We start from the raw sequence: 13,888 nt of genomic DNA, 5'->3' as shown, positions 1-13,888 counted from the left end.
GCTATTAGCTATTGTTTTTGAAGTAATCATGGCCAAGAAAGACGGCAAGGGCGTGCATGTGAGCGAGACCCCCGCCACGCAAATGCTCAAGGCACACCAGGTGGCGTTCACTGAACACCCCTATGACTATGTGGAGCATGGCGGCACCGCGCACAGCGCGGCCAGCCTGGGGCTTGCTGAGCACATGGTCGTCAAGACCCTGGTGATGCAGGACCAGGACGCCAAGCCACTCATTGTGTTGATGCACGGCGACTGCAAGGTGTCCACCAAGAACCTGGCGCGGCAGATCGGCGCCAAATCGGTCGAGCCGTGCAAGCCCGAGGTAGCTAACCGCCACAGCGGCTACCTGGTGGGCGGCACCTCGCCGTTTGGCACGCGCAAGGCCATGCCGGTGTACATCGAAGCATCGGTGCTGGAGCTGCCGCGCATTGCCATCAATGGCGGGCGGCGCGGTTATCTGGTGCAGATCGACCCGCAGGTGTGCGTTCAGTTGCTGGGTGCCACGCCGGTGCACTGCGCGCTGGCAGAATAGGCCGCCCCGGCGTGCCTGCGCCGCGTTGTTGTTCCCCCGAAGGAGTTGATTTGAACGCCGTGTATCCCGTCCTTGCCGCTTTGGCTGCCTATTTGCTGGGCTCGCTGTCGTTTGCAGTCATCGTGACGCGCCTGATGGGGCTGAACGACCCGCGCACCTATGGCAGCAAGAACCCCGGCGCCACCAATGTGCTGCGCTCGGGTAGCAAGGCCGCCGCGATTGTCACGCTGCTGCTCGATGCGGTGAAGGGATGGCTGCCCGTGGTGCTGGTGCGCTGGTTTGGCAAGCCTTACGGCATGGAAGACGGCACGGTTGCGCTGGTGGGGCTGGCGGCTTTTCTGGGGCATCTGTGGCCCGTGTTCTTTCGCTTTGAGGGCGGCAAGGGCGTGGCCACCGCTTTAGGGGTGCTGCTGGGCATCAGCGGCTGGCTGGGGCTGGCCACGGCGGCCACCTGGCTCATCGTGGCATTTTTCTTTCGCTATTCGTCGCTGGCCTCGCTGGTGGCGGCGGTGTTTGCGCCGGTGTATTACCTGCTGGTCAGCGGCGTGGCATGGTATGCCGAAGCCAGCATTGCCGTGGCCATTGCCATCATGTCCGCGCTGCTGGCCTGGCGCCACAAGGACAACATCCGGCGCCTGATCGAAGGCAAGGAATCGCGCCTGGGCCGGTCCAAGGCGGCCCCTGCGCCCAAGCACAAGCCGTAGCGCGCGTCGCCTGGCATTTTTCGGGCACCTTTGGTGCGTGCCCCGACGGGCGTCTCAGAGCGGTTGGCGGCTCAGAGCGCCCCGGACGCGGTCACCAGTCCCATCAAGCCCGAGTTGTGCTTTGACGCCGCATACAAGCCCAGCCGCACCATCGTGCGGTGGTTGAGCTCCACCGTCACGGCGGAGCGGGCCAGTGCCGACTGGATGCGCGGCTTGCCCGTGGTGCCCGTGTGGTAGATGCCCGGCCGCGCGTGGTGCGCTCCCGCACGGTCGAGCAGGCTTGCCACGAGGGGCTGGTTGGCCTTTTCGCCCCGGCGCAGCACGATGGCTGTGTCGCCGTTGTCCAAGCGCACAAAGGTGCCGGGCGGGCACAGGCCCACGGAGCGCACCAGCGTGTAGCTCACCTCGTCGCGCTGATCGACTTCGTTGCCCACGATGGCGCGCACCGAGTCGGTGGCGCTGCGGCCGGGGCGCGACTTGCGGGGGCTGATCATGGCGGCATAGCGGTCGATGGTGCCCAGGATGCGGGTCAGCCGGTCTTGCGGCTCCTGGTTGGCCAGCGGCACGCGGTCGGAGATGCTGGCATGGTGCTGGCCTACCACGTCCAGCCAGAGGCTGTCGGTGATGAACAGGCGTTCCAGCAAGGCCTGGCTTTCCTGGGGGTGGTTGCGAATCGCATCTTGCTGTGTGGCACTGGGCTTTTCGCGCTGCTCGGACAGCAGGTCCTGCAGCGCCGTCATGCCGATGTTCATGGTGAGGGCGGCGCGCACCAGGCTGTCGCGCTCTTGCGTGGGCAGTTGCAACGCTTGCGCCATGATGTGGCACAGGGTGCCACACACCACGGCGTGCGAGGCGCTGTAGCCCACCGTGGAGGTCGAGGCCAGCTGGAACATCAAGTACAGCGCGGCGTCGATATCGTGGGCCACCAGGTCTTGCAGCCAGTGGTCGAGCTGGCGCACCTTGGCCGGAAAATCCTGCACCCGCAGCGGCGCAGAAAGCACGATCGACAATGCCGACTCCAGATCGGACCACAGGCTCAGCAGGTCTTCGTACTCGTCATCGTGGCGCTGGTTGCCAGGGGAATGTCGGACGGACATGGGCAGTGGGTCAGTGGCGCTTTTCCAGCACCATCTGGTCGTTCGTGCGGGTCATCTGGAACTCGGTCAGAAAGCTGTTGCCCAGCAGCACAAAGGGCATGGGTTGTGGCGTGACGATGGCGTCAACGCCAAACACTTCAACGTCGCCGATGCGCACCGAATCGAGTTTCATGCGCCAGCCCTGGGCCACGCCGTTGGCGGTGTTCATGCGCACGGGCTGGCCGCTCATGTAATTAAGGCCCATGCGCTCCGCATCGGGGCGGCCAATGGCCACGGTGGAGGCGCCCGTGTCCACCATGTATTGCATCGTGCTGCCGTTGATGGTGCCGCTGTTGACAAAATGCCCCCGGCTGTCGGCCGTCAGCACAACGCGCCGGCTCCCGCTCTTGCTGCCCACGCTTACTGGTGCTTCGCCCAGGTGCAGGGTGCGCCGGGCGCCCGCGATTTCCACCACGGCCTGGTCCTTGCCGACGGCAACCACTTTCACGTCCTGATGGGATTCGCCAGCCGCAACACCCCGGGGCGCGCTGTTGTTCACGATCAGCAGGGCCTTGGTGCCCAGAATGCCGCCCAACGCCACCGTTTGTGCGTGCGCCAACAGGGGCACCAGCAGTGCGGCGGCCAGCAGCGCAGCGGCGGGGCGAAACAGGTGCTTTTTCATGGTGAGCGGCTGGTGCGCGATGGTGCAATGCGTGGGGCGGCAAGGGGGCGGTGATATCGGCCAGACCCGCAGGTCAGTCGCGGAAGTTGTCAAACGACAGCGGCACGTCGTTGATCTCCTTGCGGATCAGCGCCATGGCCGCCTGCAGGTCGTCGCGCTTGGCGCCGGTGACACGCACCTTGTCCTCCTGGATGGCGGCCTGCACCTTGAGCTTGCTTTCCTTCATGAGCTTTTGCAGCTTCTTGGCCAGCTCGCTCTCGATGCCGTTGCGCACCTTGATGACCTGCTTGACCTTGTCGCCACCCATTTTCTGCACATCGCCCATGTCCAGAAAGCGCACATCCACGTTGCGCTTGGTGAGCTTGTTGCGCAGCACGTCCTCGATCTGGGTGAGCTGGAACTCGGCATCGCCCACCATGGTGATTTCCTTGTCCTTGATTTCAATGCTGGCCGAGGTGCCCTTGAAATCAAAGCGGGTCGTGATCTCTTTCACGGTGTTTTCCACCGCATTCTTCACTTCAACGAGGTTGGCTTCACAGATGGTGTCAAAAGAGGGCATGGCGGTTCGTAGTCTCTGGAAAAACGGGGTGGGCCGGACAGGCGCGCAGGCCCCCGGTGCGACAATCGGACCAATGGTAGTCGAGAAAAACGTCCCTTTGCAGCCCTGCAACACCTTTGGCATCGCCGCACGCGCCCACACCCTGGTTCGGGTGCGTTCCGTGGCAGATTTGCACGCCGTCCTGGCAGATCCCCAACGGGCCCCTTTGCCGAAATTTGTGCTGGGCGGGGGCAGCAACATCATCCTGACGGGCGATGTCAAACCCGTGGTGCTGAAGATGGAGATCAAGGGCCTGCGCCTGGTGCAAGAAACCGACCGCGCCTGGATCGTCGAGGCGGGCGCGGGCGAGGTGTGGCACGACACCGTGGCCTGGACGCTGGCGCAGGGATTTGCGGGGCTCGAAAACCTGGCGCTGATTCCTGGCACGGTGGGTGCCTCGCCGGTGCAGAACATCGGTGCCTATGGCGTGGAGCTACAAGACCGTTTTGAGTCGCTGGATGCGGTGGACCTGGCCACCGGCCAAAGTTTCACGCTCGATGCGGCCCAATGCGCCTTTGGCTACCGCGACTCCGTTTTCAAGCACGCACCTTCCGAATCGACGGACGGCAGCGGCCTGCCGCGCGGCATGGGCCTGGCGGGCCGCGCCGTGATCACCCATGTGCGCTTTCGGCTGCCCAAGCCGTGGAAACCGGTGCTCGGGTATCTCGATCTGGAGCGGCGCCGGGCCGAGGCCGGTGTCGACCAGCCCACGGCGCAGCAGATCTTCGACTGGGTGTGCGACATCCGCCGTGCCAAGCTGCCCGACCCGGCCGTGCTGGGCAACGCCGGCAGCTTCTTCAAGAACCCCACCGTGACGCCTGAGCAGTGCGCCGACATCATTGCGCGCGACCCGAAAATCGTGCACTACCCCATGCCCGATGGCAGCATCAAGCTGGCCGCCGGCTGGCTGATCGACGCCTGTGGCTGGAAGGGCAAGTCCATCGGCAAGGCCGGCGTGTACGAAAAGCAGGCGCTGGTGCTGGTCAACCGCGGCACACCGGACGACAGCGTGACCGGCGGCGAGGTGATGACGCTGGCGCGCGCCATCCAGACCAGCGTGTACGAGCGCTTCGGCATCCGGCTGGAGCCCGAGCCGGTGGTGTGGTGATTGACACCTTTCGTGCTTCAATATTTATAGCTGCTTGCGCTTTATCTGTAAGCGCCAAAGGCTAATAAGACCATGAAAAAACCGCCCGAAGGCGGTTTTTGTTTATTGGCTGAGCGGCAAGGCAGCTCGTTCAGGATTCGTCGCTCAGCTGGGGCAGTGGCGAACCCTGGCCCAGGGTCAGCAGGCCGGACTTGGCATAGGTCATCAGCTTGGCGCGCGTGTCCACGATGTCCAGGTTGCGCATGGTCAGCTGGCCAATGCGGTCCAGCGGCGAGAACGGCGCGTCTTCCACCTTTTCCATCGACAGGCGCTCGGGTGCGTAGGTCAGGTTGGGGCTTTCGGTGTTGAGCAGCGAATAGTCGTTGCCGCGGCGCAGCTCCACCGTGACGGTGCCGGTGATGGCGCGCGCCACCCAGCGCTGAGCGGTTTCGCGCAGCATGATGGCCTGGGGGTCGAACCAGCGGCCCTGGTAAAGCAGGCGGCCCAGTTTCAGGCCGTTCATGCGGTACTGCTCGATAGTGTCCTCGTTGTGGATGCCGGTCACCAGGCGCTCGTAGGCGATGTGCAGCAGCGCGAGACCCGGGGCCTCGTAGATGCCGCGGCTCTTGGCCTCGATGATGCGGTTTTCGATCTGGTCGCTCATGCCCAGGCCGTGGCGGCCGCCGATGCGGTTGGCTTCCAGGATCAGCTCCACCGGGTCGGTGTATTCCTTGCCGTTCAGGGCCACGGGCTGGCCTTCGTTGAACGTGACGGACACTTCCTCGGCCTTGACTTCGACCTCTGGCTTCCAGAACGCCACGCCCATGATGGGGTTGACGATGCGGATGCCGCTGTTCAGAAACTCCAGGTCTTTGGCCTCGTGCGTGGCGCCCAGCATGTTGCTGTCGGTGCTGTAGGCCTTTTCGGCGCTCATCTTGTAGCCAAAGCCTTCTTTGGTCATGAAAGCCGACATTTCGGCGCGGCCGCCGAGCTCGTCGATGAACTGCTGGTCCAGCCAGGGCTTGTAGATCTTGAGCAGCGGGTTGGTGAGCAGGCCGTAGCGGTAAAACCGCTCGATGTCGTTGCCCTTGAAGGTCGAGCCGTCGCCCCAGATGTGGACGTCGTCCTCCTTCATGGCCGACACCAGCATGGTGCCCGTGACGGCGCGGCCCAGCGGCGTGGTGTTGAAGTAGGTCACGCCGGCGGTGCTGATGTGAAAGGCCCCGGCCTGCAGCGCGGCGATGCCTTCGTGGGCCAGTTGCGTGCGGCAGTCGATCAGGCGGGCGGCCTCGGCGCCATATTCCATGGCCTTGCGCGGGATGGCGTCGTAGTCGGGCTCATCGGGCTGGCCCAGGTTGGCCGTGTAGGCGTAGGGCAGGGCGCCCTTGTTCTTCATCCAGCGCAGGGCCGCGCTGGTGTCCAGGCCACCGGAAAACGCGATGCCGACCTTCTGGCCGAGGGGGAGGTGTTGGAGGATGGTTGCCATGGAATTTTCTCAAAAATGATAGCTGCTTGCGCTTGCTGCATAAGCGCTAGAGGCCAAAAATGCTCTGAATTTCAGCCGAAATGGCAGATGTAGTGATAGGCCTCGGTCACGCGGATGTCGAACTTCGAGTTGCCCGGCACGCTGAATTGCTCGCCCGCGCCAGACTTCACCCAGATGTCGGAGCCGTCGAGCTTGTATTCGCACGAACCGCCCACGCCTTCCATGATCTCGGGCGCGCCGGTGTTGAACGTCAGCGTGGCGGGCAGGATCACGCCCACCGACTTCTTCGTGCCGTCGGGGAAGGTGATGCCGTGGCTCACGCACTTGCCGTCGAAATACACACTGGCCTTGGTCGTGACGGACACGCCGTCGATTTTTTCGGTGGTCATGGTTGCGCGGGTAGATAGATTGTGGGAAACCCAAGATTTTAGGGCAGGGGGCGTGGCCGCAGGGCGGCGTCGTCCGCGCTGGCTGGGGTTTGCTGGCGTGGCGGGCAAAAAAAAGAGCCCCATGCAGGGGCTCGGGTGCCGCTGGGCGCTGGATGCTGTTCAGCGCCAGTAAGGGTTGCGGTGGGCCGGGTAGTAGGGGCGGCCATAGCCGTATTCGATCACCGTGACTGGCGGGCTCGCGTAGGTAGGTTGCGCCGGATAGGCGGGCTGGGCCGTGTAAGTGGACGTGACCACCCCGGGCTGCGAATACACACCCTGTGGTCCATAAGAATTGGGCTGGGTGGAATAGTTTTGTCCCGGGTTGCCGTTCAGCGGCTGGACGCTGACGGGGATCCAGCCACCCGGATCGGTTGGGGTGCGGGTGCTGTACTGGCGTCCGGCATATTCATACACCACGTCGTAACCCATGGTGCGGTTCTCGTAATACGTCTCGGTGGTGCAGCGCTGCACGTTCTGGTATTGGGGCTGGCCACTGCCTTCAATCTGGTTGCCCAGCACGGCGCCGCCGATGAGGCCTATGGCGGTGGCTGCCGCGCGCCCGCCGCCATGGCCCACGGCGTTGCCGGCCGCGCCCCCGGCGATGGCGCCCAGCAAGGCGCCCGCGCCCGAGTTGCGCGAGCCGTTATAGACCGTTTCGTTGCCGCACACCTGCTGCGGAATGCCCACTTGCTGCACCACGGGCGTGGCCGACAGCACGCGGCCTTGTTCCTGCGCTGCCGCGACAGTGGCCACGGCGGCCAGAACGGAAAATAGGGCGATCTTTTTCATGACAAAACTCCTGACGGTTCGGTGCATAACGCACCAGACCGGGAAAAAGTTTAGGCGCGCCGCGTCAATCACTCGGCTCGGGCCCGTAAATCTGCGTAAAGATCAGCGCGGCAATTCGCAAGTTCAGTCGGTTCATTCACTGGACAGCGTTTTCTGCAGTTCTTGCCACTGCGCTGCATCAAAGCCGACCGTGATGGTGCAGTGCTCGCCCCCGTTCCACTCCACCACCGGGCGCTTGATGATGCTGGGCTGCGCCTGCATCAGCGCACTGGCGCTGGCGTCGTCCTGCACGGCCGCCTGGGCGCCCGGGTCCAGCTTGCGCCAGGTGGTTCCCTGCCGGTTCACCAGCTTTTGCCAGCCTGCGGCGGCCAGCCAGGCGGGCAGACGGTCAGCGGGAACGCCCTGTTTCTTGAAGTCGTGGAAGGCGTATTCCAGCCCCTGGTCGGTGAGCCAGGCGCGTGCTTTCTTGACCGTGTCGCAGTTGGGGATTCCGTACAACGTGATGTGAGGTGTCTTCATGGCCGCCATCATGCGCGAAGGCGCGCCTCGGCGACAATTGCCCGGGTATGCACACCAAAATCCACACCCTGGAAGGCTGGCTCCGCCATTGCGAGCAGCTGCACCCTCAGAACATCGACATGGGCCTGGACCGGGTTCGTGAAGTGGCCACCCGCATGGGCCTGCGTTTTGACTGCCCGGTGATCACTGTTGCGGGCACCAACGGCAAGGGTTCCACCTGCGCCATGCTGGAGGCCGTGGCCCAGCAGGCGGGTTTTCGCACCGGGGTGTACACCTCGCCGCACCTGGTGCATTTCGAAGAGCGCTGCCGCGTGCATGGCGAAGCTGTCAATGCTTCTGATCTGATAGCGCACTTTGAAGCCGTGGAAAGCGCCAGAACGCAAAATGGCAACGATGTTTCGCTCACTTATTTTGAATTCACCACGCTGGCCATCCTGCGGTTGATGAGCCACGCCCTGCTGGACGTGGCCATCCTGGAGGTGGGGCTGGGCGGCCGGCTCGATGCCACCAACATCATCGATGCCGATTGCGCCATCATCACCAGCATCGATATCGATCACACCGAATACCTGGGGCCGGACCGCGAGAGCATCGGGCGGGAAAAGGCCGGCATCATGCGCACGGGCCGCCCGGTGGTCGTGAGCGATCCCATGGCGCCGCAAAGCGTCATCGACCATGCGCGTGAAATGGGGGCCGACCTCTGGCGTTTTGGCCACGATTTCAATTTTTCGGGCGACAAGCAGCAGTGGAGCTGGGCCGGAAGGGGGCGCCGCTATGCCGGGCTGGCCTATCCGGCGCTGCGCGGGGCCAACCAGCTGGTCAATGCGTCGGGGGTGCTGGCGGCGTTCGAAGCGGTGCGCACACGCCTGCCCGTGACAGCGCAGGCCGTGCGCAATGGGCTGGCACTGGTCGAATTGCCGGGCCGTTTCCAGATCGTTCCCGGGCAGCCCACGCTGGTGCTGGATGTGGCGCACAACCCCCATTCCGTGGCGGCGCTGACGGCCAACCTGGATGCCATGGGCTATTTTCCGGCCACGCACGCCGTGTTTGGCGCCATGGCCGACAAGGACCTGGCGCCCATGCTGGCCAAGGTGGGGCCGCTGGTGGACCACTGGTATTTCACCGATCTGCCCACGCCACGGGCCGAGTCAGGTGCCACGTTGCAGCAAAAATGGAACGCGCTGCAGATGGTGTCGGGTGGCCGGCGGCCGGTGACCTCCAGCGTCCACGCCGACCCGCTGCAGGCCTTGCAGGCTGCGGTGGCTGCGGCAGACCCCGCTGATAGAATTGTGGTCTTTGGCTCGTTTTACACGGTGGGTGGTGTGCTGATCAATGGAATCCCCCGCCTGCACGCCAAGCATCTGGGCGCATAAGCTCCGCACAAGTCCCTATTCCATGGCATTTTTCAAGTTTCGGTGGCCGGGTCAGAGTGAGCAGGCTGACAAGCCGGGCAAGCGCTCCCGTTCGCCCCAGGCAGAGAGCATTGAAGTCATGCGCCGGCGCGCAAGGCATCGGCTCATTGGCGCTGGGGTGCTGGTCTTGCTCGGTGTGGTGGGTTTCCCGCTGCTGTTTGATACCCAGCCGCGCCCCATTCCGGTGGATATTCCCATCGAGATCCCCGACCGCAACAAGGTGGCGCCGCTGGTTGTGCCCGCCGGCACGCCTGATTCTGCGTCATCGCGGCCCGCTGTGCCGCCGCTCAAGGCGCCCGCGGCAGCCGCGCCAGCGCCTGAGCGCAGCGCTGCTGCGGCCGGCCTGGGGGATGGCGAAGAGCTGGTGGCAAGCAGCCGCAGTGCTGTCAAGGAGTCGGCCGGCGAATCCGCCACTGCAAAGGCCATCGCCAAACCCGAAGTCAAGCCCAAGGCCGTGGCGGTTCCCGAACCAAAGCCGGAACCCAAACCCAAGCCTGATGCCAAATCACCATCGGCCCCCGAACCCAAGCCGGCAGTGGCCGAAGACGCCGCCCGCGCCCGTGCCTTGCTGGAAGGGCGTGCGGCGCAGCCCGCTGCCGCCGCGCAGGCCGAGGACGGGCGATTCATCGTTCAGGTGGGCGCTTTTGCCGATGCCGACAAGGCCCGTGAGGCGCGCGCCAAGCTGGAGCGCGCGGGGCTCAAAACCTACACCCAGGTGGTGGATACCAAGGATGGCAAGCGCGTGCGCGTGCGTGTGGGGCCGCTGGCCAGCCGGGCCGAAGCCGACAAGGCGGCCAGCCGCATCAAGGGACTGGGGTTGACGGCCTCGGTGTTGACGCTGTAGCCGCAGTCGACTGCACGATTGCTTGCATACCCCATCGCACACCGTGGCCTCGCTGGACTGGATTTTTGCAGCTGTTTTGCTGGCGTCAATGGCCATCGGCGCCTGGCGCGGCCTGGTGTTTGAGGTGTTGTCGGTGGCAGGTTGGGTGGCGTCGTTTTTTGTGGCCCAGTGGTTTGCCTCCGACATGGCGGCGTTACTGCCTTTGGGGGGGAGCGAAGGGGCACTGCGCTATGCGGCGGGCTTTATCGTGGTTTTTGTCGGCGCTGTGTTTGCCTGCGGTTTTCTGGCCTGGCTGGCCAAGAAACTGGTGGACGCCATGGGGTTGCGTCCGGCGGACCGAACGCTGGGGGCCTTGTTTGGCGTGGTGCGGGGCCTGGTGTTGCTGCTGGCAGTGGCCGTGGTGGTGGGCTTGACGCCCCTGCACGAGGCTGCGTGGTGGCAGGCGTCGTACAGCGCACCGGTGCTGGGTGGCTTGCTCAAGAGCCTGAGGCCGGCATTGCCCGAAGAATTTGCAAGGCATTTGCCTTCATGACAGGGTGGCGGTCACAAGCTGCTGCCGAGAAAATTGGCGCGGGATGTTCCCGCAAATGGATGGAATCGAACTATGTGTGGAATCGTCGGCGTCGTCAGCGCAGCGCCCGTCAACCAGCTGATTTATGACGCCTTGCTGCTGCTGCAGCACCGGGGCCAGGATGCCGCAGGCATCGTGACCCAGCAGGGCCGCAAATTCTTCATGCACAAGGCCAAGGGCATGGTGCGCGATGTGTTTCGCACGCGCAATATGCGGGCCTTGCCAGGCAATGTGGGGCTGGGCCAGGTGCGCTACCCCACGGCCGGCAACGCCTTCAGCGAAGAAGAGGCGCAACCGTTTTATGTGAACGCGCCGTTTGGCATCGTGCTGGTGCACAACGGCAACCTGACCAATGCGCTGTCCCTGCGCAACGAGCTCTTTCAGACCGACCATCGGCACACCAATACCGACAGCGATTCGGAAGTGTTGCTCAACGTGTTTGCCCACGAACTTGAACGCGCCACCCGGGGTGTGCCGCTGCAGCCCGAGGACGTTTTTACGGCGGTGCGTGCCGTGCACAAGCGCATCAAGGGCTCGTATGCCGTCATCGCCCTGATCGCTGGGCATGGTCTGCTGGCTTTCCGCGACCCCCACGGTATCCGCCCGCTGGCCATGGGGCGCAGCCAGGATGGCACCGTGATGGTGGGTAGCGAATCGGTGGCGCTGGAAGGCACCTCGCATGTTTTCGAACGCAACATCGATCCGGGCGAGGCCATTTTCATCACGCTCGACGGCACGGTGCATGCGCGCCAGTGCGCGGACAATCCGCAGCTGAACCCCTGCATTTTCGAGTTTGTCTATCTGGCGCGGCCGGATTCGGTGCTTGACGGCATTTCGGTTTACCAGGCGCGGCTGAATCTTGGCGAGGCGCTGGCCAAACGGGTGGTGTCCACCGTGCCACCGAACGAGATCGATGTGATCATTCCCATCCCAGAGTCGAGCCGCCCCAGCGCAACCCAGCTGGCGCATCTGCTGGGCATTCCGTACCGCGAGGGCTTCGTCAAGAACCGCTACGTGGGCCGCACCTTCATCATGCCCGGCCAGGGCGTGCGCAAGAAGTCTGTGCGCCAGAAACTCAATGTGATCGGCAGCGAATTCAAGGGCCGCAACGTGCTGCTGGTGGATGACTCCATCGTGCGTGGCACGACCTCGCGCGAGATCGTGCAGATGGCGCGCGACGCCGGTGCCCGCAAGGTGTATCTGGCCAGCGCTGCGCCCCCTGTGCGCTACCCCAATGTGTACGGGATTGACATGCCCACCAGCAGCGAACTGGTGGCCCATGGCCGCACGGTGGAAGAGGTGCGCCAGGCCATTGGCTGTGATGCGCTGATCTACCAGGACGTGGATGGCATGAAGCGGGCCGTCGGTGCCCTCAATTCCGCCATTGCGGGGTTTGATGCCTCGTGTTTCGACGGTGTCTATGTCACCGGAGACATCACGGCGGACGATATTGCGCGCCTCAACGAAGGCCGCGTGGGTGGGGAGGAGGGCGAAGAAGACACTTCCCGCCTGGCGCTACCCAACGCGCAGGTCGCCTGACACGACGATTGCAGGCCGGGCTTCCTCATGAGCCTGTGCATGCTGCCCCTATTGCAGACCAAGACCACCAAGCCGGGGCGATGCGCCCGGCCTACCTGCCATGACTGAACAGAATTTCCCCGTGCATGTGCGCACCCGTTTCGCACCATCGCCTACTGGCTTCATTCACCTGGGCAATATCCGCTCGGCGCTCTATCCGTGGGCGTTTGCGCGCGCCACGGGCGGGGATTTCATCTTGCGCATTGAAGATACCGACCTGGAGCGCTCCAGCCAGGCGGCAGTGGATGTGATCATTGAAGGCATGGCCTGGCTGGGGCTGGACCATGATGAAGGTCCGTTCTACCAGATGCAACGCATGGACCGGTACAAGGAAGTGCTGGCTCAGTTGCAGGCCACAGGCCATGTGTATCCCTGCTACATGAGCGTGGCCGAGCTCGATGCCTTGCGCGAAAAGCAGATGGCCGCCAAGGAAAAACCCCGCTATGACGGCACCTGGCGCCCAGAGGCGGGCAAGACCCTGCCGCCCGTGCCCGAGGGTGTCCAGCCCGTGCTGCGCTTCAAGAACCCGCAAGGCGGCGTGGTGGCATGGGACGACAAGGTCAAGGGCCGTATCGAGATCAGCAACGACGAACTGGACGACCTGGTGATTGCGCGCCCTGACGGCACGCCCACCTACAACTTCTGCGTAGTGGTGGACGATATCGACATGGCCATCACCCATGTGATCCGCGGGGATGACCATGTGAACAACACGCCGCGCCAGATCAATATCTTCCGCGCCCTGGGCAAGGAACCGCCGGTGTATGCCCACCTGCCCACCGTGCTCAACGAGCAGGGCGAGAAGATGAGCAAGCGCAACGGCGCCAAGCCCGTCACGCAATACCGCGACGAGGGTTACTTGCCAGACGCCATGGTCAACTACTTGGCGCGCCTGGGCTGGAGCCATGGGGACGACGAAATTTTCAGCCGCGCGCAGTTTCTGCAGTGGTTCAACCTGGACCATCTGGGGCGCAGCGCCGCGCAGTTTGATGAAGCCAAGCTGCGCTGGGTGAATGCCCAACACCTCAAGGCCATGGCCGATGATGCGCTGGCGGCACTGGTCGCCCCCCAGCTGGAAAAGCGCGGCATTGCTGCGGCAGACCTGGCCGATGGCCGTCTGCCACGTATCTGTGCACTGTTCAAAGACCGGTGCGATACCACGGTGGCCCTCGCGGACTGGGCCTTTGTGTTCTATGGGCCCGTTTCGGTCCTGGAGGCAGAGCGCGCACAGCATGTGACCGATGCCATCGCTCCTGCTCTGGATGCGCTGGCCGATGCGTTGTCCGCATCCGAATGGGACAAAGCGTCTATCAGTGCGGCCTTCAAGCAGGTGTTGACGGCGCAGGGGCTGAAGATGCCGCAGCTGGCCATGCCGGTGCGGGTTCTGACCGTCGGATCGGCCCACACGCCATCGGTCGATGCGGTGCTGGAACTGGTCGGACGCGAAAAAGTTGTAGCGCGTTTGCGAAACCGCTAAAAATCTGTCTATAATTCAAGGCTCAGATGATGACAACGGTTGCAGTGTGATCGAGGTTATCAAGTGGGGGTATAGCTCAGCTGGGAGAGCGCTTGCATGGCATGC

Annotated in this window: 15 protein-coding genes; 8 read left to right on the top strand and 7 right to left on the bottom strand. The window is 63.9% G+C overall.

Annotated elements, in window-relative coordinates:
- The first annotated feature begins 28 nt into the window (after positions 1-28).
- Both ybaK and plsY read left to right on the top strand, forming a co-directional pair.
- Positions 29-532, top strand: coding sequence for a Cys-tRNA(Pro) deacylase (gene ybaK / locus J8G26_RS16080; RefSeq protein WP_087745020.1), 504 nt, complete (start codon positions 29-31; stop codon positions 530-532).
- Positions 533-582: 50 nt separating this feature from the next.
- A complete protein-coding gene (gene plsY / locus J8G26_RS16075) occupies positions 583-1,236 on the top strand; it encodes a glycerol-3-phosphate 1-O-acyltransferase PlsY (protein ID WP_210570135.1) in 654 nt (217 codons plus the stop codon).
- A gap of 71 nt (positions 1,237-1,307) precedes the next feature.
- On the opposite strand, the gene J8G26_RS16070 is transcribed toward plsY, so the two are convergent.
- From J8G26_RS16070 to J8G26_RS16060, 3 genes are all read right to left on the bottom strand, one after another.
- Positions 1,308-2,333 (bottom strand): phosphodiesterase, encoded by a 1,026-nt coding sequence (locus J8G26_RS16070; RefSeq protein ID WP_087745023.1) that lies wholly within the window; start codon positions 2,331-2,333, stop codon positions 1,308-1,310.
- A 10-nt stretch (positions 2,334-2,343) separates the two neighbouring features.
- Entirely contained in the window at positions 2,344-2,994 is a 651-nt protein-coding gene (locus J8G26_RS16065) for a TIGR02281 family clan AA aspartic protease (protein ID WP_087745025.1), read from the bottom strand.
- A 73-nt stretch (positions 2,995-3,067) separates the two neighbouring features.
- On the bottom strand, positions 3,068-3,553 hold the full coding sequence (locus J8G26_RS16060; protein WP_024814772.1) for a YajQ family cyclic di-GMP-binding protein: 486 nt from the start codon (positions 3,551-3,553) through the stop codon (positions 3,068-3,070).
- A 73-nt stretch (positions 3,554-3,626) separates the two neighbouring features.
- Between J8G26_RS16060 and murB the strand changes: the two genes are divergently transcribed.
- On the top strand, positions 3,627-4,700 hold the full coding sequence (gene murB / locus J8G26_RS16055; RefSeq protein WP_087745026.1) for a UDP-N-acetylmuramate dehydrogenase: 1,074 nt from the start codon (positions 3,627-3,629) through the stop codon (positions 4,698-4,700).
- Positions 4,701-4,830: 130 nt separating this feature from the next.
- Here the strand turns inward: murB and argG are convergent, their stop codons facing one another.
- From argG to J8G26_RS16035, 4 genes are all read right to left on the bottom strand, one after another.
- Entirely contained in the window at positions 4,831-6,165 is a 1,335-nt protein-coding gene (gene argG / locus J8G26_RS16050; protein ID WP_087745028.1) for an argininosuccinate synthase, read from the bottom strand.
- 71 nt (positions 6,166-6,236) lie between these two features.
- Entirely contained in the window at positions 6,237-6,554 is a 318-nt protein-coding gene (locus tag J8G26_RS16045) for a pyrimidine/purine nucleoside phosphorylase (RefSeq protein ID WP_087745030.1), read from the bottom strand.
- Positions 6,555-6,713: 159 nt separating this feature from the next.
- Positions 6,714-7,382 carry a glycine zipper 2TM domain-containing protein gene (locus J8G26_RS16040; RefSeq protein ID WP_210570133.1) on the bottom strand — a complete coding sequence of 223 codons (669 nt, stop codon included), beginning with the start codon at positions 7,380-7,382 and terminating at the stop codon, positions 6,714-6,716.
- 132 nt (positions 7,383-7,514) lie between these two features.
- Complete coding sequence (locus J8G26_RS16035) at positions 7,515-7,901, bottom strand: ArsC family reductase (RefSeq protein ID WP_210570131.1); 387 nt, start codon at positions 7,899-7,901, stop codon at positions 7,515-7,517.
- 47 nt (positions 7,902-7,948) lie between these two features.
- On the opposite strand from J8G26_RS16035, the gene folC reads away from it, so the two are divergent.
- From folC to gltX, 5 genes are all read left to right on the top strand, one after another.
- A complete protein-coding gene (folC, locus tag J8G26_RS16030; protein WP_210570129.1) occupies positions 7,949-9,274 on the top strand; it encodes a bifunctional tetrahydrofolate synthase/dihydrofolate synthase in 1,326 nt (441 codons plus the stop codon).
- Between the two features lie 22 nt (positions 9,275-9,296).
- On the top strand, positions 9,297-10,157 hold the full coding sequence (locus J8G26_RS16025) for an SPOR domain-containing protein (RefSeq protein WP_210570128.1): 861 nt from the start codon (positions 9,297-9,299) through the stop codon (positions 10,155-10,157).
- 43 nt (positions 10,158-10,200) lie between these two features.
- Complete coding sequence (locus J8G26_RS16020; RefSeq protein ID WP_210570175.1) at positions 10,201-10,689, top strand: CvpA family protein; 489 nt, start codon at positions 10,201-10,203, stop codon at positions 10,687-10,689.
- Positions 10,690-10,761: 72 nt separating this feature from the next.
- On the top strand, positions 10,762-12,267 hold the full coding sequence (gene purF, locus J8G26_RS16015; protein WP_210570126.1) for an amidophosphoribosyltransferase: 1,506 nt from the start codon (positions 10,762-10,764) through the stop codon (positions 12,265-12,267).
- Positions 12,268-12,367: 100 nt separating this feature from the next.
- A complete protein-coding gene (gene gltX, locus J8G26_RS16010) occupies positions 12,368-13,783 on the top strand; it encodes a glutamate--tRNA ligase (RefSeq protein WP_210570124.1) in 1,416 nt (471 codons plus the stop codon).
- The last annotated feature ends 105 nt before the right edge of the window (positions 13,784-13,888 follow it).

Origin of the sequence: Acidovorax sp. JG5 (assembly GCF_017939685.1) — a bacterium.
GTDB lineage: Bacteria > Pseudomonadota > Gammaproteobacteria > Burkholderiales > Burkholderiaceae_C > Acidovorax.
Note: the sequence above shows the minus strand (reverse complement) of the source record. Positions and strands in the feature narration are given on the sequence as shown.

Bases quoted from the DNA above. Each gene is read 5' to 3' on its own strand.
- gltX (WP_210570124.1), top strand. From the start codon at position 12,368: ATGACTGAACAGAATTTCCCCGTGCATGTGCGCACCCGTTTCGCACCA.
- J8G26_RS16065 (WP_087745025.1), bottom strand. From the start codon at position 2,994: ATGAAAAAGCACCTGTTTCGCCCCGCCGCTGCGCTGCTGGCCGCCGCA.
- ybaK (WP_087745020.1), top strand. From the start codon at position 29: ATGGCCAAGAAAGACGGCAAGGGCGTGCATGTGAGCGAGACCCCCGCC.
- folC (WP_210570129.1), top strand. From the start codon at position 7,949: ATGCACACCAAAATCCACACCCTGGAAGGCTGGCTCCGCCATTGCGAG.
- J8G26_RS16035 (WP_210570131.1), bottom strand. From the start codon at position 7,901: ATGAAGACACCTCACATCACGTTGTACGGAATCCCCAACTGCGACACG.
- J8G26_RS16040 (WP_210570133.1), bottom strand. From the start codon at position 7,382: ATGAAAAAGATCGCCCTATTTTCCGTTCTGGCCGCCGTGGCCACTGTC.
- J8G26_RS16045 (WP_087745030.1), bottom strand. From the start codon at position 6,554: ATGACCACCGAAAAAATCGACGGCGTGTCCGTCACGACCAAGGCCAGT.
- purF (WP_210570126.1), top strand. From the start codon at position 10,762: ATGTGTGGAATCGTCGGCGTCGTCAGCGCAGCGCCCGTCAACCAGCTG.
- J8G26_RS16025 (WP_210570128.1), top strand. From the start codon at position 9,297: ATGGCATTTTTCAAGTTTCGGTGGCCGGGTCAGAGTGAGCAGGCTGAC.
- argG (WP_087745028.1), bottom strand. From the start codon at position 6,165: ATGGCAACCATCCTCCAACACCTCCCCCTCGGCCAGAAGGTCGGCATC.
- J8G26_RS16070 (WP_087745023.1), bottom strand. From the start codon at position 2,333: ATGTCCGTCCGACATTCCCCTGGCAACCAGCGCCACGATGACGAGTAC.
- murB (WP_087745026.1), top strand. From the start codon at position 3,627: ATGGTAGTCGAGAAAAACGTCCCTTTGCAGCCCTGCAACACCTTTGGC.
- J8G26_RS16060 (WP_024814772.1), bottom strand. From the start codon at position 3,553: ATGCCCTCTTTTGACACCATCTGTGAAGCCAACCTCGTTGAAGTGAAG.